The sequence below is a fragment of the Pseudomonas sp. No.117 genome, from assembly GCF_054558395.1.
Genome location: NZ_BAAJNP010000001.1, coordinates 249,918 through 275,517, shown reverse-complemented (window position 1 = coordinate 275,517; position 25,600 = coordinate 249,918). Strand labels below are relative to the sequence as shown.

The window sequence follows — 25,600 nt, the reverse complement described above, 5'->3', positions numbered from 1 at the left end:
GGTGCCTAGGCGTCATATCACGTCATATGACACCGGCCGGTTTCAGGCAGCGATGAAAAAGGTGGGCGGCCCCGATGGAGCCCCAGGTGGGTACGCCCTGCGCGGTGCGCTGTTATGGGCCGCCGGGTCGCTGGACCCGGCGGCAGGCTGCCGTCCGCAGGCCGGACGGCAGCGGCGGATCAGGCCGGCTGCAGGCGCGGGCGCGGGGTGGCGACCGGCATGTTCTCGCCATCCAGCGGCAGGAAGCGTTCCTGCTGGGCGTCGTACGCCTTGATCTCGCTGGTCTCGATGGAATAGACCCAGCCATGGATCTGCAACTGGCCGCTGGCCAGGCGCGAGGCCACGGACGGGTGGGTGCGCAGGTGGACCAGCTGGGCGACGACGTTTTCCTCGGTCAAAAAGCCCAGGGTGCCGCCGTGGCCGCAGTCGCAATGGCCGTGGTCCTCGACCACGGTGCGGGCGACCTCGGCATGGCGCAGCCAGACCTTTACCGTCGGCATCTTTTCCAGCGGATCGGGGTTGAGGACCGCCTTCATGGCGCCGCAATCGGAGTGGCCGCAGATGATGATGTGCTTCACGCCCAGGGCCACGACCGCATATTCGATGGCGGTGGAAACGCCACCGTTCATCTGGCCGTAGGGCGGTACCACGTTGCCGACGTTACGGGTGACGAACAGATCGCCCGGCGAGCTCTGGGTGATCAGCTCGGGAACGATCCGCGAGTCGGCACAGGTGATGAACATGGCCTTGGGCGACTGCGCACTGGCGAGCTTCTTGAACAGCGCTTCCTGTTCTGGAAAGACATCTTGGCGGAAACGCTTGAAACCATCGACCAGCTGCAGGAGGGCCTCGTCGGGTGCGCCGAAGGTGGTATCCGTGTTATCGCTCATCTGTTTCTGACCTCTTCTCAAGTACGCAATGGCAGCGCAAGCGCTGGTTAGTGGCTAGACGCCCCCAGGCATCGCTTCGATACGCTCCGGTCTTCTGTGGACGCGGTCGCTTCGTTATCGGGCGATCCATCGCGTGTTCGGGCGGCGTCCTGGCACCCCGTGTGGCAGCTTGGTGGAAACAACCTTAATCCACGCTGAAAGAATCTCTCGTGACCGACAACGGAGAAGATATTTCAAACTTATACTGAGATCATCCCGCCATTATCGCTACACGATCAAAGAATTTAGCACTTTTATCGGCACGAACCCGGCAGTTCGCCGCCGGTTCGCGCCGTTCGCCGTGAAAAAAACGTGAATTGCGCTACTCAAAAGGATTTCCTTGGCGATCAGGGGCTTGCGAGAGATGTTCGAAAATGTGAACGCAATGCCGCTGGCGGACATTGCCGGCTTTTCCCGCCTTTTCGCTGTAGTCTGTGCGCTGCGGCACAGTGCCGCAGTGCAAAACTTTCGCCTGCCTTTCAATAGCTCCAATGGGCTATAGGACAGGGGTTTGCGGCTTTTGCTCTACCGCTGCGCCGCGCGCCGACCAAAGTCGCGCCGATGTGCGGCCTCAGGATCGGCGCCCGCTGGTCGATAGGGGGAGCTTTCCAGGCTCAACGGAAACTCTCCATGTCCCTTCGCAATCTGTCCATCGCCCACCGCGCCACGCTCGGTTTCGCCTTCATCGGCCTGTTGCTGCTCCTGCTGGGCGGCACCGCCCTGGTCAAGATGAACGACATCCGTGCCTCGGGCCTCGCCATCGAGGACCGCGCCATGCCCCGCGTCGCCGCGCTCGACGAACTGACCGCCCTGACCCTGCGCCTGCGGGTGCTCTCCTATCGTCTGCTGCTCAACCGCGAGCCGGAGATCATCGCCAAGACCCAGGCGCTGTTCCAGCAACGCAACGGCCAGATGCGCGCCGCCCAGCAGCGTTACGAAGCCCTGATCCAGTCCCCGGAAGAGCGCACCGCCTACGCCCGCTACGGGCAGCTGATCGCCCAGTACGACGGCCTGCAGCAGCGCATGCTGGCCTTCTCCGCCGCCGACCAGCTGGAGCCGCTGCGACAGCTGCTCAACGAAGACCTGCTGGCCAACTCCGACGCGGTGAACACCGTGCTCCGGCAGCTCACCGACCTGGTCGACCAGCAGACCGCCGCCGCCAACGCCCTGTCGGCCCAGGACTATCGCCATGCCATCCAGTGGCTGGTGCTGCTGCTGGCCGCCACCGCGCTGCTGACGCTGGTCTTCGCCTGGCTGCTGATCCGCAGCATCACCCAGCCCATCGCCCGGGCGGTGAAGGCGGCCGAGGTGATCGCCACGGGCGACCTCACCGAGGACATCCACGCCGAAGGCCGCGATGAGGCCGCCCGGCTGCTGCAGGCCATGAAGACCATGCAGGGACAGCTGCGCCTGACGCTGCAGGGCATCCTCGGTTCGGCCACTCAGCTCGCTTCGGCGGCGGAAGAGCTCAATGCCGTGACCGATGAATCCAGTCGCGGCCTGCAACGCCAGAACGCCGAGATCGAGCAGGCCGCCACGGCGGTGACCCAGATGTCGTCGGCGGTGGACGAGGTGGCGCGCAATGCCGTCAATACCTCCCAGGCTTCCCAGGAGTCCGCCGGCACCGCCCGGGACGGTCGCGATCTGGTCCAGGAAACCGTGGGCGCCATCGCCGCCATGAGCGACGACGTCCAGCATGGCGCCACCCTGGTGGGCGACCTGGCGATGCAGGTCAACGACATCGGCAAGGTGCTGGACGTGATCCGCAGCGTGGCCGAGCAGACCAATCTGCTGGCGCTCAATGCCGCCATCGAGGCCGCGCGGGCCGGCGAGGCCGGTCGCGGCTTCGCCGTGGTGGCCGACGAGGTGCGGGCGCTGGCCCATCGCACCCAGGAATCGACCCGCGAGATCGAGACCTCCATCGGCACCATCCAGCAGGGTACCGGTCAGGCCGTGGCGGCCATGCGCAGCAGTACCGAGCGCGCCCAGTCCACCCTGGAGGTGGCGCGGGGCGCCGGCAGTGCCCTGGAGCGTATCCATGGCGCCATCGGCGGCATCAACGAACGCAACCTAGTCATCGCCAGCGCTGCGGAAGAGCAGGCCCAGGTGGCCCGCGAAGTGGACCGTAACCTGGTGAACATCCGTGAGCTGTCGATCCAGACCGCCGCGGGTGCCGAGCAATCCAGCGCGGCCAGCGCCGAGCTGTCGCGGCTGGCGATCGACCTCAATGGCCTGGTGGCGCGCTTCCGGCTGTAGGCGCTGGGCCACCGTCCCGCCCGCTAGCGCCGGGCAAGGCCCTGGCGGCATCGGCAAGCTGGTCGCGGAAGCGGAGCGGAGTCGCACCCGGGGTTAACCCGGTAGCCGAGAGGGGCGACGGTGCCCTCGGGTGCGGCTGGCGATCCAGGTCAGTTTCAACGCGGCGTGGTCGACGCTCGGCCGCCTTGGCTCAGGCGCCGAGTGGACGGCGGCGGCGCCTGGGGCGCCGCCGCCGGAGCACGGCTTCAGTTCGGTGACAGCAGTTGCAGGACCGCGGTCAACGCCAGCAGCAGGCCGAGCGGTGTGAGCACCGCGGACAGCAACAGGGACAGCGCCTTGCCGGCGCCGGGACGCAGAGTGGTCGGCATGACGATTCTCTCAGGCTCGGGAAGGAGTCGGGAGCCACAGGGCTCCGCAGGAGGAATTGTCCCCCAGCCAGGGCATAGCGTCATGTCAAGAAAGCGCAAAGGTGCGTAAAGCCCGGTGTGATAAAGCGTCACACCGGACCCCGCCGATCAGACCCGGAAACGCGCCGCCAGGCCGTGGATTTCGTGGGTCAGCTCGGCCAGTTGTCGACTGGAGCTCTCGATCTGGTCCGCGCCGCGCTTGGAGACGCTGGCCAGCTCGCGGATGTTGATCAGGTTGCGATCCACCTCGCGGGCCACCTGGGCCTGCTCCTCGGCGGCACTGGCGATCACCAGGTTACGCTCGTTGATGTCGCCGATGGCGGTGAAGATGAGTTCCAGGCTCTGGCCGGTGCGCTCGGTGGTCTGCAAGGTGGTACTGGCCAGGCTGTTGCTGCGCTGGATGGCCGCCACCGCCGAACCGGTACCGGCCTGGATGTTGCCGATCATCTGTTCGATTTCCAGGGTCGACTCGCGGGTGCGCTGGGCGAGGCCGCGGACCTCGTCGGCCACCACGGCGAAGCCGCGCCCGGCATCGCCGGCCCGGGCCGCCTCGATGGCGGCGTTGAGCGCCAGCAGGTTGGTCTGCTCGGACACCGCGCGGATGACGTCCAGCACCTTGCCGATCTGGTTGGCCTGCTGCGCCAGGCTGGCGATGACCCCTTCACTCTCCTTGACCGTGCCCTGCATGCTCTGCAGCTCGTCGAGCACCTGGGCCACCTGGCTGCGATTGCCGCTGGCCAGGCGATCGGATTCGCGCGCGGTGTCCGAGGTGGAGGCCGCGTTGCGGGCCACCTCTTCCACGGCCGTGGTCATCTCGGTCACCGCGGTCACGGCCTGCTCCAGCTCCTGCTGCTGCTGGTTGAGGGTACGATTGCTCTCGGCGGTCACCTGGCCGAGTTCCTGGGCCGCGGCATCGAGCCGCTCGGCGGTGCGGTTGAGCTGGGTCAGGGTGTCGCGCTGGCGGGTCTGCAGGATGGCGAGGCCGGCGAACAGCTGGCCGATCTCGTCCTGGCTGCGCACCTGGATGTGGCGGGTCAGGTCGCCCTCGCTCATGGCGGCGAAGTGCTCGCCAGCCTCGCGCAGCGGCGTCAGTACCCGGCGGGCGATGAACCAGCCGGAGAGCACCGCCAGCAGCAGAGTCAGGCCGACCAGCAACAGGGTGCCCAGCTCGGCCTGCAATACCCGGCTGTCCGAGGCGGCCAGGGTGGCGTCGATGCGCCCGTTGATCTCGTCGGTGAAGACCTTGCGCGTATCGGCGAAGGCGGTGCTGGCGTCCTTGGCTCCATCGCTGATACGGATGTAGCCCGGCAGGTCGCCGGCGCGACAGGCCTTGATCTGATTTTCGACGATGAGCTTGTAGGCATCGAAGGCCTTGAGCATGGCCTCGATCTGCCCGCGCAGCTTGGGTTCCTGGGCACTCGCCAGCATCTCGGTGATCAGCGTACGGGCGATGTCCAGGCGCTCCAGCGCCAGTACCGTCCCCTTCTCGGCCTTGGCAGTCTCGCCATTGACGCGGTCGAGCATGGCGGTATGGGAGTTGGCACTCGCCCGGCTGATCCAGGTGGCCGCGTTGTTGACCTTGTCGAGCTGGTCCATGGTCAGACTATCCAGCTCGCGAAGCTGTTGGGCACTGGTGCGCGCGCTGACCCAGCCATAGACACACGCCAGTAACAGGCAGGCGACGAACAGGCTGAGCACACTGTACATCCCGGTACGAATTCTTGTTGTTCTAGGCATTGCCGGCTTCCTTATGGCGGCATACGGCAGGGGTGCAGTACGCCTTTCGTATAGCTTTTCGCCAGCTGTACGCCAAAGCTTTAACCAGCGTCGATGGCAAGGAGCCAGTCGGTACCAGTTGCGCGCCGAGAAGTCGTCGGATGTGTGTGCGGGAGGGTAGGCCCGACGGACGTCGGGCCCGGGGGGATCAGGACAGCGGGGTGAACTGGATGATTTCGACCCAGTAGCCGTCGGGGTCCTTGATGAAGGCGATTTCCTTCATGCTGCCGTCGGTCAGGCGCTTCTGGAAGGTCACGCCCAGTTGCTCGAAGCGCTCGCAGGCGGCGCGGATGTCCGGGACCGCCACGCAGGTGTGGCCGAAGCCGCGCGGATCGCTGTTGCCATCGTGGTAGCTGAAGTCGGCGTCGTTCTCGGTGCCGTGGTTGTGGGTCAGCTCGAGGATGCCGGGGGTGGACCGGCGCCAGCGCTGGAAGGCTTGCGGATCTTCCGGTACCTGGCTGCGATCGACCAAGGCGAGGAAGGTCAGGCTGAACTTGGCATCGGGGAAGTCGCGGTGATCGACCACGGTGAACCCCAGGACGCGAGTATAGAAGTCCAGCGAGGTTTCGAGATTCTTGACCCTCAGCATGGTGTGGTTGAAGACGAACTCGCGGGTGGCGGCGTCCGGCTGGGCGGTAACGCCCGGCAGGTTATCGAATTGGCTCAGCGACATCAGGATTCTCCGGTGAGGGTGTGGAAATTGGAGAGACCACCCCGCGTAACGTTCCCGCAGGGAGGGGCGCCGCCGGCGGTCGCTCACGAAAAAGGCAGGAAGTCTAAAGGCTCCAGCTAGCCTTTCCCAAACCCACCTTGATCGCCGTTGCCGCTGCGCTCTGCGACGAATGGTCGAAACCGCAGCGCTAGAGCAGCAGTCGGATTTGGTAAGCGCACTGCCTGTGCGATCCCAAGGAGACTGATATGAGCAGCACCAGCGACAAGATCAAGGGTACCGCCAAAGAAGTGGCCGGCAAGGTCAAGCAAGGCGTTGGCGAAGCCACCGACAACTCCCGCATGAAAGGCGAGGGCCGTGCCCAGGAAGCCGAAGGCAAACTGCAAAAGAACGTCGGCAAGGGCAAGGAAGCGGTCAAGAACACCATCGACCGCGCCTAAGTCCTGACTCTGCTGGAAAAGGCCGCCCTCGGGCGGCCTTTTCTTTTGCCGGTCAGGCCGGGTCCAGCTCCGGATAGTGACGGAAGATCCCGTTCTCGCTGAACGGCAGGCGCCGGGGCGAGACGAGATAGGCGGCGATGCGGGGCAGGGCGGCCACCCGCTCGGCCACGGCCAGCACCCGCGGGATGTCCGGCGCCAGGCGCCGCATGGCATTGGGGAAGGCGTAGGTCAGCCCGGCCACCACCTGGAACAGCGACAGGTCGACATAGGAGCGGCGGTCGCCTACCAGCCAGGTGTCACCGGCCGGGTTGTAACCCAGCACCCGCTCGAAATAACTCAGGTAGGTACGGATGCGTTCCCCGGCGAACGCCTTGGCGCGACGTTGTGCCTCGGCCTGCTGCTCTTCGTAGGTCAGGGCGATGGCTACCGGATGATGGACGTCATGGGCCTCGGCGGTGAGGTCGGTGATGGTCAGCTGCAGGCCGTGCACCCAGAACTGGGACTCCTCGTCGGCCGGTACCAGGTCCAGCCGCGGCCCCAGGTACTGGAGGATGTTTGCGACATGGGAGATGACCTCGTCGCCGGCCTTCAGGAAGGGCGGGGCGAAGGGCGGACGGCGGGTCTTGCCGCCCTGCAGGTAGGCATCCATGGCAGGAACGCCGAGCCTCTCGGCTTCCGGCGCATTGCCGACGTCGAGGTAGTCCGCGCCGGCCTCCTCGAGCGCCAGCCGGACGAATTCGCCGCGGCCCTGGATGCTGGGCCAGTAGTGCAGTTCGTAACGCATGGGCACCTCCATCGTCTGCAGGTTGTTCGATCCTGGAGGGCTGACTCCTGCCCGGGTTCGAAGGTTTGCCCCACCTGCAGCTTTCACGACGAAGCGCACAACCAATTCCTGTCGCTGAGACTCCTATCAACCAGCGACTAGCGATAAGAGCCTGTTCAAAGGCTGGCGAGCTAGAGCCAAACAAGGCCTGGGCGGCCCCGCGAAGACACCTGAGGAAGCGGACCGGGCTCGCGTGCGAGTTTACGAGTGGTAAATGAGCATTGCGACGGGGCCGCCTAGGCGGGGCTGGCCTTCCAGGGCCTCTTCAACGCGGTTTGGCCGACGCGCAGCAGACTTTGAGCAAGCTCTGAGGACGGTGGGATGACGGGGCACCAGCAGGCGGACGGTTCCATGCACATAGGTATTCTCACCCACGTGAAACACCCGGTACGCCAGCCTTTCGCCGGCGGCCTGGAGGCCTTCACCTACGACATCACCCTGCAACTACGCGAGCGCGGCCATGACGTGACGCTGTTCGCCAGCTCGGCTTCGGCACCCGAGCTGAACGTGGTGCCCATCCTCGACGATGGAAACTACGGCGCGGATGGCTGCCGCCGCAAGCGCAACGTGCTGAGTTCCGAGTATCTCGACGAGCACCATGGCTATCTCGACTGCCTGCAGCGAATCGACAGCTACGGCTTCGACGTCATCTTCAACAACGCCCTGCACTATGTGCCGATCACCATGTCCGGGCTGATTCGCACGCCCATGCTCACCGTGCTGCACACCCCGCCGTTCTTCGAGCTGATCAACGCCATCGGTGAGCTGCACAGGCGCGGAGGCGGCCATTACTGCACCGTATCCCAGGCCAATGCCGACAGCTGGGCGCACCTGGCGCCGGCCTGCCATGTGATCCCCAACGGCATAGATCTCGACGCCTGGCGCCCGGGCACGGCGCCGGTGGGTAACCATGCGCTCTGGTTCGGTCGGCTGGTGCCCGACAAGGGGCCGCACCTGGCGCTGGATGCCGCGCGGGAAGCGGGGGTGCCCTTGCGCCTGGCCGGCCAGGCCACCGACGAACGCTATTTCCGCCAGGAGATCGAGCCGCGGCTGGGTGAGCAGGCGGTCTATCTCGGCCACCTGGACCGTACCGCCCTGGCCGCCGAAGTGGCCCAGGCGCGCGCCTGCCTGGTCACGCCCTGCTGGGACGAACCCTTCGGCCTCATCGTCGCCGAATCCCTGGCCTGTGGCACGCCGGTGGCCGCCTTCGCCCGCGGCGCCCTGCCGGAACTGCTCAGCGCCGAGACCGGTGCCCTGGCGCCACCTGGCGACGTGCCCGCCCTGGCGGCGGCGCTGCGCGAGGCCTTGTCGCTGTCGCGTGAGGCCTGCAGGGCGCGCGCCGAGGCCCAGTGGAGCCAACACCTGATGATCGATCGCTACGAGTCCCTGCTCGCCGCTGTCGCCGCCGGGCGGGTAGCCCGTGGCTGAGCTAAGCATCGGTTACTACGCCCACCATCACGGCGCCGGTCATGTGACCCGCGCCCTGGCCATTGCCGCGGCCTGCGACGGCCCCCTGACCCTGTTCGGCAGTCGCTTGCCTGCGTCCGTGGACCTGACCAACGTCGAACTCTGCCCGCTGCCGGCCGATGTGGCGCCCGGTGTGGAGGGCGAGGCCTTCGCCTGTCTGCACTATGCCCCGCTCGGGGTGGCGGGCCTGCGCGAGCGCATGGGTGCGCTGGTAGACTGGTTCCGCCGCGCCTGGCCCTGCCTGCTGGTGGTCGACGTCTCGGTCGAGGTGGCCTTGCTGGCGCGCCTGTGTGGCGTCCCGACCCTCTATCTGCGCCAGCGCGGCAGTCGTTTCGATGCGGCCCATGAACTGGCCTATGCCACCGCCAGCCGCCTGCTGGCGCCCTATCCGGAAAGCCTCGAAGAACCTGACACACCCGTCGCCTGGCGCGCCAAGACCTGCTATGCGGGCAGCCTGTCGCGCTACGCCGGGCGGCCAGGCGCGGCGCAGCGCGAGCCCCGGACGGTCACGGTCATCGCCGGCCATGGCGGTACCGCGTTCAGCCGCGCGCGCCTGGCCGCCGCCGCGCGGACCTGTCCCGACTGGCAGTGGACGGTCCTGGGCCCGGTAGCGGACGACGCCACGCCGGCCCTGGCTAACCTGACTTTCGCCGGCAGTGTCGCCGACCCCGCGCCCTGGCTGACCAGGGCCGAGGTGGTGGTCGGCTCCGCCGGCGACAGCCTGGTGGCGGAGCTCGCCGATCTGCGCTGCCGCTTCGTCTGCCTGCCGGACGCCCGCCCCTTCGACGAGCAACTGTCCACCGGCCGGCTGCTGGCCGCCCAGGGCCTGGCGATCACCTGCGAAACCTGGCCCGCCGCGGGCGACTGGCCGGGCTTGCTGAGCGCGGCGCGCCAGCTGGATCCGCAGCGTTGGGCACAGGTGAGCGACGGCGAGGGCGCCCGCCGCGCCGCCGCCTGCATCCAGGCCGTCGCCCGGGAGGTGCTGGCATGATCGTCCTGACCCTGGTCCACGGCCGCGAGCGGCAACTGGCCAACCTCATCCGCGGCCTGGAGCTGGCGCCCACGCCACCCGCCGCCCTGGTGGTGGTACAGATGAACGAGGCGCCGCGCGCGCTGCACAGCGCGCGCTTTCCGATCCAGGTGCTCGGCGTCACCGGCGACGGCATCCTGCCCCTGGCCGCGGCGCGCAATGCCGCCGTGGCCGCCGCGCCCGGTGAGGAGCTGGTGTTTCTCGACGTGGATTGCATTCCCGCGCCCGCCTTGCTCGACGGCTATCGCCAGGCGCTGGCCGCGCGCCCCGAGGCCCTGCAACAGGGCCTGGTCCACTACCTGCCGGCCGGGATCGCCGAAGGCGACTGGACGCCCGCGGAGTTGCTGGCGACGGGTGTGGTCCATCCGCTGCACCGGGACAGGCCCGCCGGGACCGCCATTCCCCATCCGCTGTTCTGGTCGCTGAACTTCGCCTGCCGCCGCGCCACCTTCCAGCGCATCGGCGGCTTCGACGAAGGCTATCGCGGCTATGGTGGCGAGGACACCGACTTCGCCTTTCGCGCCCGGGAAGCGGGGGTGCCCGTATATCAGGCCGACGCCCGGGCCTTCCACCAGTACCACCCCACCTACCATCCGCCGCTCAATCACTTCGCCAGCATCCTGGCGAACGCCCGGCGCTTCCAGGCGCGCTGGGGCGTATGGCCCATGGACGGCTGGCTGCGCGACTTTGCCGCCGCTGGCTACATCCGTTTCGATGAGAGCCGCGGGATAGAGGAGCTCAGGACGCCCAGTGCCGCTGAGATCGCCGCCTGCCGGGACACCGCCGGGTCAGGCTTCTGACTGCGCGGCGCAACCAACCCGGCCAGCGCTACTCTGAAGGTAGGGCTGGTCTGCAAAGCCACCGGGCGTAGGCCTCTGCAGATCGCCTCCAGCCATTCGTCTCGAGGAACGTTCGTCAGGAGCCGCCATGTCCTTGTTTGCCTTCAGCCTGCGCGGCGTTTCGCCGTTCACCCTCATCAAGCGTGCCGTCCAGGAATTCGTCGCCGACGACATGCCGACCTATGCGGCGGCGCTGGCCTACCAGATGCTGTTCTCGCTGTTTCCCTTCCTGCTGTTCCTCATCGCCCTGATCGGTTTCCTGCACCTGCCGGACTTCTTCACCTTCCTGCGGGAACAGGCCGCCTACCTGCTGCCGGTCACCGCGCTGGATACCGTCAACCCCATCATCGACCAGTTGCAGACGCAGAAGGGCGGCCTGCTGTCCTTCAGTATCATCGTCGCGCTGTGGTCCGCCTCGGGTGGTTTCCGCTCGCTGATGACGGCCATGAACAGCGCCTACGACGTAGTGGAGAGCCGCCCCGCCTGGAAACGCATTCCCCTGTCGGTACTGCACACCATAGGCCTTGCCGGCCTGCTGCTCAGCGCCGCGGCCTTGATGGTGCTCGGGCCCCAGGTGATGAACTGGTTGGCCGCCTACGTCGGCCTGGAAGACTACATGGTGACCCTCTGGGCGCTGATCCGCTGGCCGTTGGCGGTGTTCATCCTGATGATCGCCGTGGCCGCGCTCTACTACGTCACCCCGGACGTGAAGCAGAGTTTCCGCTTCATCACCCCCGGCTCGGCCCTTGCCGTGGTGGTCTGGATCCTGGCCTCCCTGGGCTTTGGCTACTACGTGCAGAACTTCGCCAACTACAACGCCACCTACGGCAGCATCGGCGCCATCATCGTGCTGCTGCTGTATTTCTACCTGTCTTCGGCAGTGCTGCTGTTCGGCGCGGAGATCAATGCGGTGATCGAGCACCACAGCGACGAGGGCAAGGAAAAGGGCGAGAAGACGCCGGGTGACGGCGGCGTGGAAGGCGACGAGGAAATCCAGGCGGCCCAGGCGGAGGAAGAAGGCGTGGTGGGTGAAGCGCGGGTGGTGCAACGACCCGGCGGTCGTACCTGAGACGTAGGGTGGATAACGGCGCCAGCCTTATCCACCGTCTACCGGCGACCGTTATTGTGAAAAACGCCAGGTGGTTTTCCACGCTGCGGGTCCGGGCTTTCGGACTATCGCAGCCATGGTCGCCATGGACCGTAGGTTGGGCTGAGACGGCTTCATCGTCGAAGCCCAACAGTGCCGCCATCCCGAGGTCAGGCCTGTTGGGCTTCGCTACGCTCAACCCAACCTACGGCGCCCCGCAGGAGCGGCCGCATCGGCGGACCGCCATGGCCGCCTTATCGCAGCCATGGTCGCCATGGACCGTAGGTTGGGCTGAGACGGCTTCATCGTCGAAGCCCAACAGTGCCGCCACCCCGAGGTAGGCCTGTTGGGCTTCGCTACGCTCAACCTAACCTACGGCACCCCTAGAAGCGGCCGCATCGGCGGACCGCCATGGCCGTCTTATCGCAGCCATGGTCGCAATGGACCGTAGGTTGGGCTGAGACGGCTTCATCGTCGAAGCCCAACGGTGCCGCCACTCCGAGGTCAGGCCTGCTGGGCTTCGCTACGCTCAACCCAACCTACGGTGCCCCTAGGAGCGGCCGCATCGGCAGACCGCCATGGCCGCGATTGACGCAGGACAAGAACGCCTTACTTCGCCTTGCCCTGATTGGCCACCGCGGCCATCTTGGCGGCGACCTCGTCCGGGTCGGCCAGGTAGTAGTGCTTGGTGGGCTTCAGGTTATCGTCGAACTCGTACACCAGCGGCACGCCGTTGGGGATGTTGAGGCTGACGATGTCGCTGTCGGAGATGTTGTCCAGGTACTTGATCAGGGCGCGCATGGAGTTGCCATGGGCGACTACCAGCACGCGCTGGCCACTGCGGATGGCCGGGGCCAGGACTTCGTTCCAGTAGGGCAGGACGCGCTCGACGCAATCCTTGAGGCATTCGGTGCGCGGCACCTGATCCAGCGACAGACCGGCGTAGCGCGGATCGGCGGCCAGCGCCTTTTGCTCTTCGACGCTCTGCTCGGGCGGCGGCACGTCGTAGCTGCGGCGCCACACCAGCACCTGCTCCTCGCCGTACTTGGCCGCTGTCTCGGACTTGTTCAGCCCGGTCAGGCCGCCATAGTGACGCTCGTTGAGGCGCCAGTCGCTCACCACCGGCAGCCACATCTGGTCCATGCCTTCCTGGACGTGCCACAAGGTACGGACGGCGCGCTTGAGCACCGACACGTGGGCCACGTCGAAGAGGAAGCCGGCGTCCTTGAGCGCCTGGCCGCCTTCGTGGGCCTCGCGGATCCCCTGCTCGGTCAGATCCACGTCCGCCCAGCCACTGAAGCGGTTTTCCAGGTTCCACGCCGACTGGCCATGGCGGATGAATACGACTTGCGACATGCGACCTCCATCTTGGGATTCATTGTTTGGCTCACGCCTACGCGAAGCTGTGCCAAACATACCGCAGATGGAGGCTGCCGGCATGGGCATCACGGAATCCGTGATGCGTCCGGCACTCGTAGCGCGTCTCAGGCCGCGAGGGCGCGGCGGGTGCGCTCGATGACGCGTTCCAGCCCGGCGGCGGCACTGTACTGCTCGGGATAGAGGCGCTCGCTGCGGCAGGCTACGCCACGCTCGTCGACCACGGTGAAGCTGAAGCCGCCCTTGCGCGAAGCCGGGGTGGTGATGCATTGGAACGGCGCGAAGGCCGCCTGGAGGTGTTGCATGGCCGCGATGGCCTGGTTTTGAATGTTCATACGACTATCCTTGGGATCCACGCTCAGTCGGCGCGGTGAAATGACTCCAGCAACCTCGTGCCCATGACGGCCGACGGCTGAATCTCTGGCTGGAGGAAGGCAGCGTGTGGGCGAGAGGCCCAGGCATGCAGGTAAGTACTTGGGAAGGCAGGCAACCGGCGGGCACGAGATTCAGAGGCCGCGGCGGCAGATCCTGAGCAATCGAGGGGATCGGAACGATCCGGATGACGCTGATTTCGCGCTGCTACTACGAGCGGAAAGGCGTCCGGCGATTGGGGTCAGCTTGGTACTAACCCGTTCAAGCTAGCAGGATCGATGCCAAGGGTGCAAGCCCGTCGGTCGGCGACGGGCTTGGCGGTCACTAACGCTCGACGAGTTGCATCCAGGCCGCCGGATAGCGGGTACCGGCCACCTGCTCCGGGGTGAACAGGCGATCCAGTTCGGCATTCTCCGCTGCGCTCAATCGCACCTCGAGCGCGGCGAGATTCTCCAGCAGGTAGCGTCGCCGCCGGGTACCCGGGATGGGCACGATGTCCTCGCCCTGGGCCAGTACCCAGGCCAGGGCCACCTGCCCGGGCGTCACCCTCTTGGCCTCGGCCAGGACCCGTACCCGCTCCACCAGCTCCAGGTTGCGCTGGAAGTTCTCGCCCTGGAAGCGCGGACTCAGCCGGCGATAGTCATCCGCGGCGAAATCCTCCGGTGACTTCAGGGCACCGGTGAGAAAGCCCCGGCCCAGGGGACTGTAGGCCACCAAGGCTACGCCCAGCTCGCGGCAGGTGGCGAGGATGCCGTGCTCCAGCGGATCGCGTGACCACAGCGAGAATTCGCTCTGCAGGGCGGCGATGGGGTGGACTTGCTGGGCACGCCTGAGGGTATCACTGGACGCCTCGCTCAGCCCCAGGTAACGCACCTTGCCGGCCTGCACCAGCTCGGCCATGGCGCCCACGGTTTCTTCGATGGGCACCTCCGGGTCGACCCGGTGCTGGTAGTAGAGGTCGAGATACTCGACCCCCAGCCGGCGCAGACTGCCTTCCACCGCCTGGCGCACATAGTCGGGCCGGCCATTCACCCCGCGGGCAGTGGGATCGGCACTGCGCACCAGGCCGAACTTGGTCGCCAGGAACACCCGCTCGCGGCGCCCGCGCAGGGCCCGGCCGAGCAGTTCTTCGTTACGGTGCGGTCCGTAGGCGTCGGCGGTATCCAGCAGGGTCATCCCCTGCTCCAGCGCCAGGTCCAGGGTGGCGAGGGCCTCGGTCTCGTCCGTCGCGCCATAGAACTCGCTCATGCCCATGCAGCCCAGGCCCAGGGCGGATACCAGCGGGCCATCGCGGCCCAGTCGTCGTTGCAGCATGACGTTTTCCTCTCGATGGATGACCCGGTCAGCCTAGGTATTGAGCGATGATGAACAAAGGTGCTATCTGGGCAGACAGTATTCGCGTGGACTGAATAATCTTGGATCGTCTGGCAGCCATGCGCGGCTTCGTCCGCATCGTCGAGCGCCGTTCCTTCACCCGGGCCGCGGCCGACCTGGGCCTGTCTCCGGCCATGGCGACCCTGCTGGTGCAACAGCTGGAAGCCCACCTGGGCGTCACGCTGCTGCACCGCACCACCCGCCGGGTCAGCCCGACTTTGGACGGCGCCGCCTACTACGAGCGCTGCGTCGGGTGGCTGGCCGAGTTGGACGACATCGAGGCGGCCTTCAGTCAGCGGCGCCGACAGCCGCGCGGACGACTGCGTATCGACCTGCCGAGCAGCCTGGGGCGGGTGCTGGTGATGCCCGCCCTGCCGGACTTCTGCCAGCGCTATCCGGACCTGGAGTTGGTGATCAGCGCCGACGATCGGCCGGTGGACGTCATCGGCGAGGGCATCGATTGCGTACTGCGCGGCGGTCCGGTGCACGACGAGGGCTTGGCGGTGCGCGCGCTGGGCGCCCTGGTGCAGATCACCTGCGCCAGTCCGGACTATCTCGAACGGCAGGGCCTGCCCGAGGGCCTGGACGACCTGGGCGGGCACCAACTGGTGCACTACCGCTCGCTGCGCAGCGGCCGCCGACTGCCCTTCGAATTCTGCCAGGCGGGCGAGATCCGGCGGCTGGAGCCCGGCGGTCGCCTGGCGGTCAGTGGTGCCGATCTCTACGTCGGCGCCGCCCTGGCCGGACTCGGGCTGATCCAGGCGCCGCTCTATCACCTGGCCGCGCACCTGGCGGCCGGGCGCCTGCAAGAGGTGCTGCCCGACCAGCGTCCGCCGGGCCTGCCGCTGGCGGCGGTCTATCCCCTGGCCAGCCAGACCTCGCCACGGGTGCGGGCCTGGGTGGAGTGGCTGGAGGAGGTATTTACTGCGGTCGATCCAGCCTGGTTGCAGCGCTGAGCTAGTAGCCCGCCGCCGCCCCGTTGCTGCGCGGATCGAAGGCCCCCTCGAACAGCCCGTTGGCATGACGCACCGCCGCGCCCGCGTGGCCCATGGTTTCGCTGAAGGGCGGCAGCAACTCCACCTCGTGGCCCAGGGCGCGCAATTCCTCGATCACCGTGGCGGGGAAGCGACTCTCCAGCTTGAGGTTGTCGCTGCTCTCGCCCCAGGTACGGCCCAGCAACCAGCGCGGGGCGGTGATCGCCTCCTGCAGGCGCTGGCCGAACACCGCATAGCGGCTGAACACCGCCGCCTGGGTCTGGGGCTGGCCGTCGCCGCCCATGGTGCCGTAGACCAGGGTCCGGCCATCGGCCAGGCGGGCGGCGGCGGGGTTGAGGGTATGGAAGGGTTGCTTGCCCGGCGCCAGGGCCAGGATGTGCGCGGGGTCCAGGCTGAAGGAGGCGCCGCGGTTCTGCCAGTTGAGGCCGCTGTCCGGCAGCACCACGCCACTGCCGAACTCATGGTAGATGCTCTGGATGAAGGACACCGCCAGGCCGTTGCCGTCGATCACGCCCATCCAGATGGTGTCGCCCGGCCCCTTGCCGCGGCCCCAGGGGCGGGCCCGCTGCGGGTCGATCTGGCCGGCCAGGTCGGCGAGCCAGGAGGGCTCCAGGCAGGCCTGGGGATCGAGGGTCATGTGCGCCGGGTCGGTGATGTGCTCGTCGCGCACCTTGAACGCCAGCTTGGTGGCTTCCACCAGGGTGTGGACGTGGGCGCTGCCATCAGCCGTGCAGCCGCCGAGGCCGGCGTGATCGGCGAGGCCGAGGATCAGCTGGGAGACCAGGCCCTGGGATGGCGGGGCGAGGTTGTAGACACTGCCCGCGCTGTGGGCGAGGTGCAGCGGCGTGACCCGCCTGGCGCGGTAGGCCGCCAGGTCGGCGGCGGTGACCGGGGCGCCCAGCGCAGCCAGATCGGCGGCGATGCGGGCGGCCAGGTCGCCGCGATAGAAGTCATCCAGGCCGCGCTCCGCCAGCTGGCGCAGGGTGGCCGCCAGGCGCGGCTGGGTGAACAGGGCGCCTTCGGCGGGGACGGCGCCGTCGGGCAGGAAGGTCGCGGCGAAGCCGGGAAGGGCTTCCAGTTCGGCGCGCTTGGCCAGGGTCGCCAGGTGCTGGGAACCGGTCACCGGGATGCCGGCCTCGGCGTAGTGGATGGCATCGGCCAGCAGGCGCGGCAGCGGCAGGCGCCCGCCGAATTCCGCGGCCACCTCCAGGGCGGCCTGCCAGCCGCCGACGGTCCCGGCCACGGTGAGGGCGGCGCGCGGACCGCGGGTCGGGATGGCGTTCAGGTCGGCATAGGCGGCCAGGGTCGCGCCGCTGCCGGCCGGGCCGCTGGCATCGAGGGCGATGGGCTCGCCCTCGGGCGGCACGATCAGCCAGAAGCCATCACCGCCCAGCCCGTTCATGTGCGGATAGACCACGGCGATACTGGCCGCGGCGGCGACCATGGCCTCCACGGCATTGCCGCCTTCGCGCAGGACCGCCAGGGCGGACTGCGCCGCCAGGCTGTGGGGGGCAACGGCGATGCCGCGGGCGGCGACGGTGGTGTTGAGCATGGGGTTTCCCTCGTTAGCGGGCGTGACGGGCCAGCCAGCGCTGGCGCAGGCGCTTGAGCACCAGCAGGGCCAGGGCGGCGGTGATGAGATCGAAGGCGATGGCGGTGGCGAATACCGGCAGCCAGCTGCCGCTGGACTGGTGCAGCAGCGCCGCGACCGGTCCGCCGAAGATCGAGCCGATGCCCTGGGCCATGTACAGGAAACCGTAGTTGGTGGTGGCGTGGCGGGTGCCGAAGGTGTCGGTGAGGGTCGAGGGGAACAGCGAGAAGATCTCGCCCCAGCCGAGGAAGACGACACCCGACAGCAGCACGAAGAGCACCGGGTTGTCGCTGGTCAGCAGCCAGAGGGTCATGGCGATGCCTTCGAAGCAGAAGGCGAAGGCCATGGTGTTCTCGCGACCCCAGCGATCGGAGATCCAGCCGAACAGCGGGCGGGTCAGGCCATTGCAGACGCGGTCGATGGTCATGGCCAGCGGCAGGGCGGCCATGCCGAACACCATCACCTCGGTCATGCCGAAATCCTTGGCGAAGCTGGCCATCTGCGAGGTGACCATCAGGCCCGAGGTGGACATCAGGGTGAACATGAGGAACATCAGCCAGAACAGCGGCGTCTTGAGCATGGCCTTGGGCGCGATGTCCGGAGCCGTGCCGACCTCGGCTGCCAGGACCTTGGCCGGCGCCGGCGGCTGGCGCAGGAACTGGGCGGCGAGCAGGCCGACGATGCCCAGCACCACGCCGAAGGTGACCAGGGTGGTTTCCAGCCCCAGGCTCTTCAGGCTGTTGGCGATGGGAAAGGTGGTGACCATGGCGCCCATGCCGTAACCGGCCGCCACGGCGCCGGCGGCGAGGCCGCGGCGATCGGGAAACCAGCGCACCATTAGCCCGACGACGCCGACGTAGACGATGCCGGTGCCGAGGCCACCGAGCACGCCGTAGGTCAGGTAGAGACTGGCGAGGCTGTCGGCGCGACTGGCCAGGATCCAGCTCAGGCCGCTGAGGGCGCAGCCGCAGGCGATCAGCTTGCGGATGCCGAAGCGGTCGACCAGGAAGCCCTGGACCGGCGAGAAGAAGGTCTGCAGGACGATCAGCAGTGAGAAGGTGACCTGCAGCGAGGCCAGGCCGGAGCCGAGCTTGGCGCTCAGCGGGCCGGTGAACAGCGTCCAGACGTACTGGGGGCTGGAAATCGCCATCATGCAGAGGACGCCGGCGCACAGCTGGAACCAGCGCGAGGTAGCGGAGACGACGGGGGTCGAGGTCGCGATGAGCGGCTTGGTGGTCATCGGGTGCAATCCTGTCAGGGCAAGACGAGTGAGGGCAGGATGGCAAGGGATGCAGCGATCATCGTTATGGGCTACGACTGCGAAGACTGGGGGGTCGCGTCGGCCGGCTTTTCCAGAAAGTAGCACCCGCGAAGTCCGTCGGACTCACGCCAAAAGCCCAAGGCATAGCGCGAAACGGACAAGTACGAGATGCGCCTGTGCGCGCGATGACTACCCGGGAGCGCCGAAAGCATCCGGCCTAAGGAACCTGGTGAAAGGGTGCCGGCGGTCTAGGGCGGGGCCTAGGGGGTGGCCCCAGGCCGGGAGCGACGGCCTGCCAGCCGTGGACGGAAAGCAGCGGGTTAGTCGCGACCACCCGTCGGTCGCGGTCAGTCGCTGCAGAACCCGCCAGGCGCCCGCCGCCGCGTCGGGCGCCTGCGGCAGGTCGCCGGGTGCGGGATCAGTGAGCCCCGGCCGGGGTATCGCCGCCGGCGGTCGCGGGTACCGGTTGCCGATGGCCGAAGGCCTGGCCGAGGTCGTCGCCCGAGGTGGTGCGATTGTCGTCGGTGCGCCATTTGGCGACGTCGGCGGCGCTGACTGGTGGGGCGTCGTTGCCCCAGCTGGCGCGGATGAAGCTGACCACGTCGGCCACCTGGGCATCGTCCAGGCGCCAGCCGAAGGGCGGCATGACGATCATCGAGGGCGCGGTGTGCAGACCGGGCAGGGTGCCGCCCTTGAGCACTATGTTGATCAGCGAGCTGGCATCGGCGGTGCGCAACACCGGATTGCCGGCCAGCGCCGGGAACACCCGGTCGTAGCCCTGGCCGTCGGTGCGGTGGCAGGCGGCGCAGTTATCGACATAGACCTGGGCACCGCGGGCGCTGTCGTCGCCGCGCCAGAGCGCCGCGGCGGCGCGACCGTCGGCCTGGAAGGGCGCATCCTGCGGATCCTTCGGCGGCAGGGTCTTGAGGTAGCGGGCGATGGCGAGCAGGTCGGCGTCGCTCAGGTACTGCAGGCTGTGCTGTACCACCTCGGTCATGCCGCCGAACACGGCGCTGTCGGCGGAGCGACCGGTCTTGAGGAACTGCACCAGCTGCTCCTCGCTCCAGCGGCCCAGGCCGTCGCGCTGGTCGCCGCGCAGGTTCTTGGCGATCCAGCCTTCCAGGGGCGCGCTGCCCGCGAGGAAGTCCTTGCCATCGGCGGGGGAGAGCGCCTTCTCCTGCATGGTGAGGGCGCGCGGGGTATGGCAGGCGCCGCAATGGCCGAGGCCTTCCACCAGGTAGGCGCCACGCGCCACCACCGGGTCCTGGTCCGGGGCCGGCTGGAATTGCACCACCGCGGGGGCGAACAGCTGGCGCCAGATCGCCAGGGGCCAGCGCATGGACAGCGGCCAGGGGATGTCGCTGTCGCGATTGGCCTGAGCCACCGGGGTCACGCCGTGCATGAAGTAGGCATAGAGGGCGTGCATGTCGCCCTCGCTGACCCGGGCGTAGGAGGGGTAGGGCATGGCCGGGTAGAGGGTATGGCCCTCCCTGGCGATGCCCTGGCGGATGGCGGCGTCGAAGTCGGCGAAGCTGTAGTCGCCGATGCCGGTCTGCCGATCCGGGGTGATGTTGGTGGAATAGAGGGTGCCGATGGGCGTCTGCATGGGCAGGCCGCCGGCGAAGGGCTGGCCACCCGGCGCCGTGTGGCAGGCCACGCAGTCACCGGCACGCGCCAGGTATTCGCCTTTCTTGATCAATGCCGGGTCAGTGTCGTCGGCGGCCTGGACGCCCAGGGTCAGGCCGGCGCCCAGCAGCAGGGTCGCGAGGGTACGGAAGATCATGGGCGCGCCTCTCATACCTGCACCAGCGGGCCGGGGTTCTTCAGGTACTGTTCGCGGATGGCCCGCGCCGACCAGTAGGTCAGGGCCGCCACCAGGCCGGTGGGGTTGTAGCCCAGGCCCTGGGGAAAGGCCGAGGCACCCGGCACGAAGACGTTGTGCACGTCCCAGCTCTGCAGGTAGCGATTCACCGCGCTGGTCTTGGGATCGGTGCCCATGATGGCGCCACCGTTCAGGTGGGTGGTCTGGTAGCTGGCGGTGTTGAAGTGGCCGCCGAAATCCTTGACCGCGACGCTGATGTGCTCGGGACTCATGGCCTCGGCGATCTTCTTCATCTTGGCCGCCATGAAGCGGGTCATGCGGATGTCGTTGTCCTTCCAGTCGAAGGTCATGCGCAGCAGCGGCTGGCCGTAGGCGTCCCTGTAGGTGGGGTCCAGGTCCAGGTAGTTGTCGCGATAGGACTGGTGCGCACCATGGGCGTCCATCGACAGCTGGTGGTTGTAGTAGCCGGCCTGGGCCTTTTTCCAGGCGCTGCCCCACTGCGGCGTGCCGGGCGGATTGGCCGCCCCGGCGATGGGCCGGGTGCCGGCCTGGTTGACCCACATGGGCGAGCCGCCGACGAAGCCGTGGGGGCCGTGGTCGAAGTTGTCGGCGTTGAAATCGTCCACCGCCACGCCATTGCCGCCGGCGCCGATGAAGGGATTTGTGTGGTGCTGATCCTTGCGGAAGAAGGCCTTGATGGTGGCCATGTTCTGGTAGGCGAAGTTGCGGCCGACCACGCCCTCGCCGGTCTTGGGATCATAGGGCTGGCCGATGCCCGAGAGCAGCATCAGGCGCACGTTGTTGAACTGGAAGGCGGCGAGGATGACGATATCGGCCGGCTGTTCCAGCTCCTGGCCCTGGGCATCCAGGTAGGTCACCCCGGTGGCCTTCTTGCCGGTACTGTCCAGGTTCACCTTCAGCACATGGGCCCGGCTGCGCAACTCGAAGCGCGGCTCCTGCTTGAGCGCCGGCAGGATGTTCAGATTTGGCGAGGCCTTGGAATACATGTAGCAGACGTAGCCGCTGCAGTAGCCGCAGAAGTTGCAGGGCCCCATCTGGCAGCCGTAGGGGTTGGTGTAGGGCCCCGAGGTGTTGGCCGAAGGCAGGTTGTAGGGGTGATAGCCCACGTCGCGCGCGGCCTTTTCGAACAGCTGCGCCGAGACGGTGTTCTTCTGCGCCGGCAGCGGGAAGTCGCTGGAGCGATCCGCGGCATAGGGATTGCCGCCCTTGCCGTCGCCCACCACCTGGCCCTTGATCGTCCAGGCGGTGCCCGAGGTACCGAACACCTTCTCGGCGAAGTCGAAGTAGGGCTCCAGCTCGGCGTAGCTGACGCCGAAGTCCTGGATGGTCATGCCCTCGGGGATGAATTTCTTGCCGTAGCGCTCTTCATAGTGGCTGCGCAGGCGCAGTTCCACCGGATCGACGCGGAAGTGCACGCCGGACCAGTGCAGGCCGGCGCCGCCCACGCCATCGCCAGGCAGGAAGACGCCCAGCTGCCGGTTGGGCAGGGCGACGTCGTTGACGCTGTGGCGGATGGTGACGGTTTCCTTGGAGACGTCGACGAACAGCTTCTTGCGGATGCTGTAGGTGAGTTCGTCGATCACCTGGGGATAGGAGCCATCGGGATAGGTGTCCCGGTAGCTGCCGCGTTCCAGGGCCACCACGTCCAGTCCGGCCTCGGTCAGCTCCTTGGCCATGATGGCGCCGGTCCAGCCGAAGCCGACGATCACCACGTTCTTGCTGGGCAATACCTTGGCCATCAGCCGCGCTCCCCGCGAATGGAGACTGGCGGCAGCGGATAGCGTTCGTCGCGCTCCACCCAGTCCATGAAGTCGGCGCGGGCACCGGGGAAATTCACCAGCTTCCAGCCGACCAGTTGCTTGTTGCCGCCATGCAGCGGATCGCAATAGAAGCCTTCCTTGGTGTTCTGCAGCAGCTGGGCGAAGAACAGCTTGGCCGGCACGCCGTCCAGCGGGGCGTCACCGCTTTCCAGGGCCTTGAGCGCCTCGTCCTGCTGGGCGGGTGCGAGTTCGGCGAAGGCCTTGCCCTGCTGCTGACCCGTCCAGCGATCCACCGCGGCGATGCCCAGGCGATAGAGGTCCTGGGGCACCAGGCGACTCTGGTAGCCCATTTCCGGCGCGGCATCCGCGGCGAAGGGGCCCTGCATGTACCAGAGGCCACCGCGGGCATAGGCGGTCTGCATCTGGCGGTCGATGAATTCCGGCGCGCCGGCTTCCAGGGCCCCCGGGCCGAGATCGTCCGCCGGGATCAGCCGGGCCACCGCGGCCTGCACGAAGGCCCATTCCTCGGCGGTGAAGAACACCGGCTGATAGTGGTCGGCACGCGGGCTGCTGCCGGGCTTGTCCACCGGGGTCGAGGCGGCTAGGCCGAGGCTCGGCGTGGCACTGCCCGCCAGGGCCACCACGGGAATCAGGCTAAGGGACTTGCGCAGGAAGTCGCGACGGGCCGGAACAGAGTCGTCTGCGGACATGGTCAGGGTCTCATCAGGTGCCCGACGTGGAACCGCAGGGCTTATGGTTAGCTAGCTAATATGTTGGAATATTACCAACATCCGCCGGCCGCCGTTACATTTTGTCGCAGCTGTGCAGAGGCCCGGCAGCCTCGCAAGTTCCCGTCTGACGGGCATCGGTCGTGAAAAGGCTCTGGTGGGCCTTCCGTACAGCTCACCAAAGACGCCGAAAGGGCCTGGTCAGTACCGGTCAGGTGGGATTCGTTCCTGCTTTCATCACCCTTGTTCCCTTGCCGGGGCGCAAGGGAATAAGCCGAGAAGCGGGTGAAAGTTACCTAAGGTTCCACCGAGTTAAGCACCATAACGGTGCGAGTTGCACCAAGTGATACCTAACGAAGCAAGCGCTAGCGACGCTGACGGGCGCAAAAAATCGCTTTGTACATCATATGCGTAGCGCGATACCCGGCGAGAACGCCGCTTTTTCGCCGCTTTGCGCGAATTCTTGCACCCTTTGAGTTCGTTTTGTGCCGATTTCAGCGAGGGTGGCGCGCAAGTTGCACTTGGGAGGCTTTCCGTTGTCAGGTAACACCTTATGTCCAACGCAGAATGCAGCCTCTCCCCGGCGCTCAAACCGCGCCATGTGACCATGTTGTCCATCGCTGGTGTGATCGGTGCCGGCCTGTTCGTCGGCTCCGGCCATGCCATCGCCGCCGCCGGCCCTGCCGTACTGCTGGCCTATGCCCTGGCGGGTACCCTGGTGGTGCTGGTCATGCGCATGCTGGGTGAGATGGCCGTCGCCTCGCCCGATACCGGCTCCTTCTCCTCCTATGCCCAGCAGGGCATCGGTCGCTGGGCCGGCTTCACCATCGGCTGGCTGTACTGGTGGTTCTGGGTGCTGGTGATCCCGCTGGAGGCCGTGGCCGCCGCCGCCATCCTCAACGCCTGGTTCCCGGCCGTCGCCACCTGGCAGTTCGCCCTGGTCATCACCGGCATCCTGACCGTGACCAACCTGTTCAGCGTCGCCAAGTACGGCGAGTTCGAATTCTGGTTCGCGCTGCTCAAGGTGATCGCCATCGTCGCCTTCATCGCCCTGGGCGCAGCCGCGCTGGTCGGCGCCCTGCCAGGTCGTGAAGTCAGTGGCCTGAGCAATCTCATGGCCCACACCGGCGGCTTCATGCCCAATGGCTTCGGCGCCGTCCTCGGCGCCCTGCTGACCACCATGTTCAGCTTCATGGGCACCGAGATCGTCACCATCGCCGCGGCCGAGTCCAAGGATCCGTCGCGGCAGATCAGCAAGGCCACCAACTCGGTGATCTGGCGGATCGCGCTGTTCTACCTGGTCTCCATCTTCCTGGTGGTGTCCATGGTGCCCTGGAACGACGCCCAGCTGCCGCTGGTGGGCTCCTACCAGCGCGCCCTGGAAGTGCTATCGATCCCCAATGCCAAGCTGATCGTCGACTGCGTGGTGCTGGTCGCCGTCGCCAGCTGCCTGAACTCGGCGCTCTACACCGCCTCGCGCATGCTCTATTCGCTGGCCCGGCGCGGCGATGCCCCGGCCAAGCTGGGTCGTGCCTCCAGCACCGGCGTGCCGCGTGCGGCAGTGCTGGCCAGTACCGCCGTGGGCTTCCTGACCACCATCGCCAACTACACCATGCCCGAGGCGGTGTTCAGCTTCCTGCTTTCCACCTCCGGCGCCGTCGCCCTGCTGGTGTACCTGGTGATCGCCGTGACCCAGCTGCGCCTGAGACGCAAGCTGATCGCCCGTGGCGAACAGCTTGAGTTCCGCATGTGGCTGTTCCCCTGGCTGACCTGGGCGGTGATCGTCTTCATCGTCGGGGCCCTGAGCGTGATGCTGTTCAGCGAGGCGCACCGCTTCGAGATCCTGGCGACAGGGCTGCTGGCGCTGGTGGTGGTGGCCATCGGTACCTGGGTGGGGCGGCGCCAGCCCCAGGCGCCGGCCATGGCGGCCGCCGTACGCTGATGTCCTGGCGCTCCCGGCGCGGCAGCCGCCGTGCTGGGAGCGCACCCTCATGGGGCAAAAAAGGGTCATGCGGCTGGACAGCAGCCGTGGTAACAGGTAGAACAGCACCCTGTTCAGTGCCTCGCAACGGAACTGTACAGGCCTGATGTACCCTGCTGTTCCCTCTGGTAACCGAAAAATGCACTGCAATGGTGCATGACGTTACAGAATGACCCATATTGCAGCAGTACAGTTGCAATTGTGTGCCGAGTGACCCGCGAACCTTTCCTTGGACTGTTACTGGTGGTAGCACTCGCCTGGCGAGACAATGGCGCCATTCGATGACCAGTACCCGTCACAAGCGGGAAGGAAAGCCACCATGGAACGCACCTTCAGTTCCTCGCTGTACAACGCCAAACCCAGCAGCCGTGTACCCGCTGCCCTGCGTGTGATCTCCACCCTGTCCACCTGGCAGCGTCGGATCGCCAGCCGCAACGAACTGGCTCGTCTGGATGCTCGTATGCTGGCCGATGCCGGTATCACCGAAGCCCAGCGTTACCAGGAAATGCACAAGCCGTTCTGGCGCTAAGCCCGGCTGCTGCAAAGCTTCCTCAGACCCCGCCACGGCGGGGTTTGTCTTGTCTGGCGGTCCAT

The 25,600-nt window shown here is 67.1% G+C and carries 22 protein-coding genes and 1 pseudogene; 10 read left to right on the top strand and 13 right to left on the bottom strand.

The window, feature by feature from the left end; translation table 11 throughout:
• Positions 1-179 precede the first annotated feature (179 nt).
• Positions 180-890: a carbonic anhydrase gene (locus tag ACYJP6_RS01260; RefSeq protein ID WP_459472715.1), complete on the bottom strand. Its 711-nt coding sequence runs from the start codon at positions 888-890 to the stop codon at positions 180-182.
• 600 nt (positions 891-1,490) lie between these two features.
• Here ACYJP6_RS01260 and ACYJP6_RS01255 point away from each other — a divergent pair.
• A pseudogene (locus ACYJP6_RS01255) lies at positions 1,491-2,327 on the top strand (MCP four helix bundle domain-containing protein); the annotation flags it as partial.
• Positions 2,313-3,185 (top strand): methyl-accepting chemotaxis protein, encoded by an 873-nt coding sequence (locus ACYJP6_RS01250; RefSeq protein ID WP_459473400.1) that lies wholly within the window; start codon positions 2,313-2,315, stop codon positions 3,183-3,185. The pseudogene ACYJP6_RS01255 and the gene ACYJP6_RS01250, both read left to right, overlap by 15 nt.
• 245 nt (positions 3,186-3,430) lie before the next feature.
• Here the strand turns inward: ACYJP6_RS01250 and ACYJP6_RS01245 are convergent, their stop codons facing one another.
• The 3 genes from ACYJP6_RS01245 to gloA form a co-directional block, all read right to left on the bottom strand.
• The gene (locus tag ACYJP6_RS01245) at positions 3,431-3,553 is read right to left on the bottom strand and encodes a hypothetical protein (RefSeq protein ID WP_260856084.1); all 123 of its coding nucleotides are present in this window, start codon (positions 3,551-3,553) and stop codon (positions 3,431-3,433) included.
• 147 nt (positions 3,554-3,700) lie between these two features.
• Positions 3,701-5,329, bottom strand: coding sequence for a methyl-accepting chemotaxis protein (locus tag ACYJP6_RS01240; protein WP_459472712.1), 1,629 nt, complete (start codon positions 5,327-5,329; stop codon positions 3,701-3,703).
• A gap of 187 nt (positions 5,330-5,516) precedes the next feature.
• Entirely contained in the window at positions 5,517-6,041 is a 525-nt protein-coding gene (gene gloA / locus ACYJP6_RS01235; protein ID WP_459472710.1) for a lactoylglutathione lyase, read from the bottom strand.
• Positions 6,042-6,286: 245 nt separating this feature from the next.
• On the opposite strand from gloA, the gene ACYJP6_RS01230 reads away from it, so the two are divergent.
• Positions 6,287-6,478, top strand: coding sequence for a CsbD family protein (locus ACYJP6_RS01230; protein ID WP_007161448.1), 192 nt, complete (start codon positions 6,287-6,289; stop codon positions 6,476-6,478).
• Between the two features lie 52 nt (positions 6,479-6,530).
• On the opposite strand, the gene ACYJP6_RS01225 is transcribed toward ACYJP6_RS01230, so the two are convergent.
• Positions 6,531-7,262 carry a glutathione S-transferase gene (locus tag ACYJP6_RS01225; protein ID WP_459472707.1) on the bottom strand — a complete coding sequence of 244 codons (732 nt, stop codon included), beginning with the start codon at positions 7,260-7,262 and terminating at the stop codon, positions 6,531-6,533.
• Positions 7,263-7,622: 360 nt separating this feature from the next.
• Here ACYJP6_RS01225 and ACYJP6_RS01220 point away from each other — a divergent pair, with 360 nt between their 5' ends.
• The 4 genes from ACYJP6_RS01220 to ACYJP6_RS01205 all read left to right on the top strand — a co-directional run bounded on the left by ACYJP6_RS01220 (position 7,623) and on the right by ACYJP6_RS01205 (position 11,706).
• Positions 7,623-8,729, top strand: a complete 1,107-nt coding sequence (locus tag ACYJP6_RS01220) for a glycosyltransferase (RefSeq protein ID WP_459472706.1) — start codon at positions 7,623-7,625, stop codon at positions 8,727-8,729.
• Positions 8,722-9,759 (top strand): hypothetical protein, encoded by a 1,038-nt coding sequence (locus tag ACYJP6_RS01215; RefSeq protein ID WP_459472704.1) that lies wholly within the window; start codon positions 8,722-8,724, stop codon positions 9,757-9,759. Before ACYJP6_RS01220 ends, ACYJP6_RS01215 begins: the two co-directional genes overlap by 8 nt.
• Positions 9,756-10,598: a glycosyltransferase family 2 protein gene (locus tag ACYJP6_RS01210; RefSeq protein WP_459472702.1), complete on the top strand. Its 843-nt coding sequence runs from the start codon at positions 9,756-9,758 to the stop codon at positions 10,596-10,598. Before ACYJP6_RS01215 ends, ACYJP6_RS01210 begins: the two co-directional genes overlap by 4 nt.
• A 127-nt stretch (positions 10,599-10,725) precedes the next feature.
• The gene (locus ACYJP6_RS01205; RefSeq protein WP_459472700.1) at positions 10,726-11,706 is read left to right on the top strand and encodes a YihY/virulence factor BrkB family protein; all 981 of its coding nucleotides are present in this window, start codon (positions 10,726-10,728) and stop codon (positions 11,704-11,706) included.
• A 627-nt stretch (positions 11,707-12,333) separates the two neighbouring features.
• On the opposite strand, the gene gpmA is transcribed toward ACYJP6_RS01205, so the two are convergent.
• The 3 genes from gpmA to ACYJP6_RS01190 form a co-directional block, all read right to left on the bottom strand.
• Complete coding sequence (gene gpmA / locus ACYJP6_RS01200; protein ID WP_058772319.1) at positions 12,334-13,080, bottom strand: 2,3-diphosphoglycerate-dependent phosphoglycerate mutase; 747 nt, start codon at positions 13,078-13,080, stop codon at positions 12,334-12,336.
• 128 nt (positions 13,081-13,208) lie between these two features.
• On the bottom strand, positions 13,209-13,436 hold the full coding sequence (locus ACYJP6_RS01195) for a hypothetical protein (protein ID WP_145008465.1): 228 nt from the start codon (positions 13,434-13,436) through the stop codon (positions 13,209-13,211).
• A 361-nt stretch (positions 13,437-13,797) separates the two neighbouring features.
• Positions 13,798-14,787, bottom strand: coding sequence for an aldo/keto reductase (locus tag ACYJP6_RS01190; RefSeq protein ID WP_459472697.1), 990 nt, complete (start codon positions 14,785-14,787; stop codon positions 13,798-13,800).
• 101 nt (positions 14,788-14,888) lie between these two features.
• Here ACYJP6_RS01190 and ACYJP6_RS01185 point away from each other — a divergent pair, with 101 nt between their 5' ends.
• Positions 14,889-15,803, top strand: a complete 915-nt coding sequence (locus ACYJP6_RS01185) for a LysR family transcriptional regulator (RefSeq protein ID WP_459472695.1) — start codon at positions 14,889-14,891, stop codon at positions 15,801-15,803.
• A 1-nt stretch (position 15,804) separates the two neighbouring features.
• On the opposite strand, the gene ACYJP6_RS01180 is transcribed toward ACYJP6_RS01185, so the two are convergent.
• From ACYJP6_RS01180 to ACYJP6_RS01160, 5 genes are all read right to left on the bottom strand, one after another.
• Positions 15,805-17,394 (bottom strand): gamma-glutamyltransferase family protein, encoded by a 1,590-nt coding sequence (locus tag ACYJP6_RS01180; RefSeq protein WP_459472693.1) that lies wholly within the window; start codon positions 17,392-17,394, stop codon positions 15,805-15,807.
• 13 nt (positions 17,395-17,407) lie between these two features.
• Entirely contained in the window at positions 17,408-18,673 is a 1,266-nt protein-coding gene (gene oxlT / locus ACYJP6_RS01175) for an oxalate/formate MFS antiporter (RefSeq protein ID WP_459472691.1), read from the bottom strand.
• 439 nt (positions 18,674-19,112) lie between these two features.
• Entirely contained in the window at positions 19,113-20,477 is a 1,365-nt protein-coding gene (locus tag ACYJP6_RS01170) for a c-type cytochrome (RefSeq protein WP_459472689.1), read from the bottom strand.
• Between the two features lie 11 nt (positions 20,478-20,488).
• The gene (locus ACYJP6_RS01165; protein WP_459472688.1) at positions 20,489-22,276 is read right to left on the bottom strand and encodes a GMC family oxidoreductase; all 1,788 of its coding nucleotides are present in this window, start codon (positions 22,274-22,276) and stop codon (positions 20,489-20,491) included.
• Positions 22,276-23,007, bottom strand: coding sequence for a gluconate 2-dehydrogenase subunit 3 family protein (locus ACYJP6_RS01160; protein WP_459472686.1), 732 nt, complete (start codon positions 23,005-23,007; stop codon positions 22,276-22,278). Before ACYJP6_RS01160 ends, ACYJP6_RS01165 begins: the two co-directional genes overlap by 1 nt.
• Positions 23,008-23,578: 571 nt before the next feature.
• Between ACYJP6_RS01160 and gabP the strand changes: the two genes are divergently transcribed.
• Both gabP and ACYJP6_RS01150 read left to right on the top strand, forming a co-directional pair.
• Entirely contained in the window at positions 23,579-24,967 is a 1,389-nt protein-coding gene (gene gabP / locus ACYJP6_RS01155) for a GABA permease (protein WP_459472684.1), read from the top strand.
• Between the two features lie 358 nt (positions 24,968-25,325).
• The gene (locus tag ACYJP6_RS01150; RefSeq protein WP_145008474.1) at positions 25,326-25,535 is read left to right on the top strand and encodes a DUF1127 domain-containing protein; all 210 of its coding nucleotides are present in this window, start codon (positions 25,326-25,328) and stop codon (positions 25,533-25,535) included.
• Positions 25,536-25,600 lie beyond the last annotated feature (65 nt).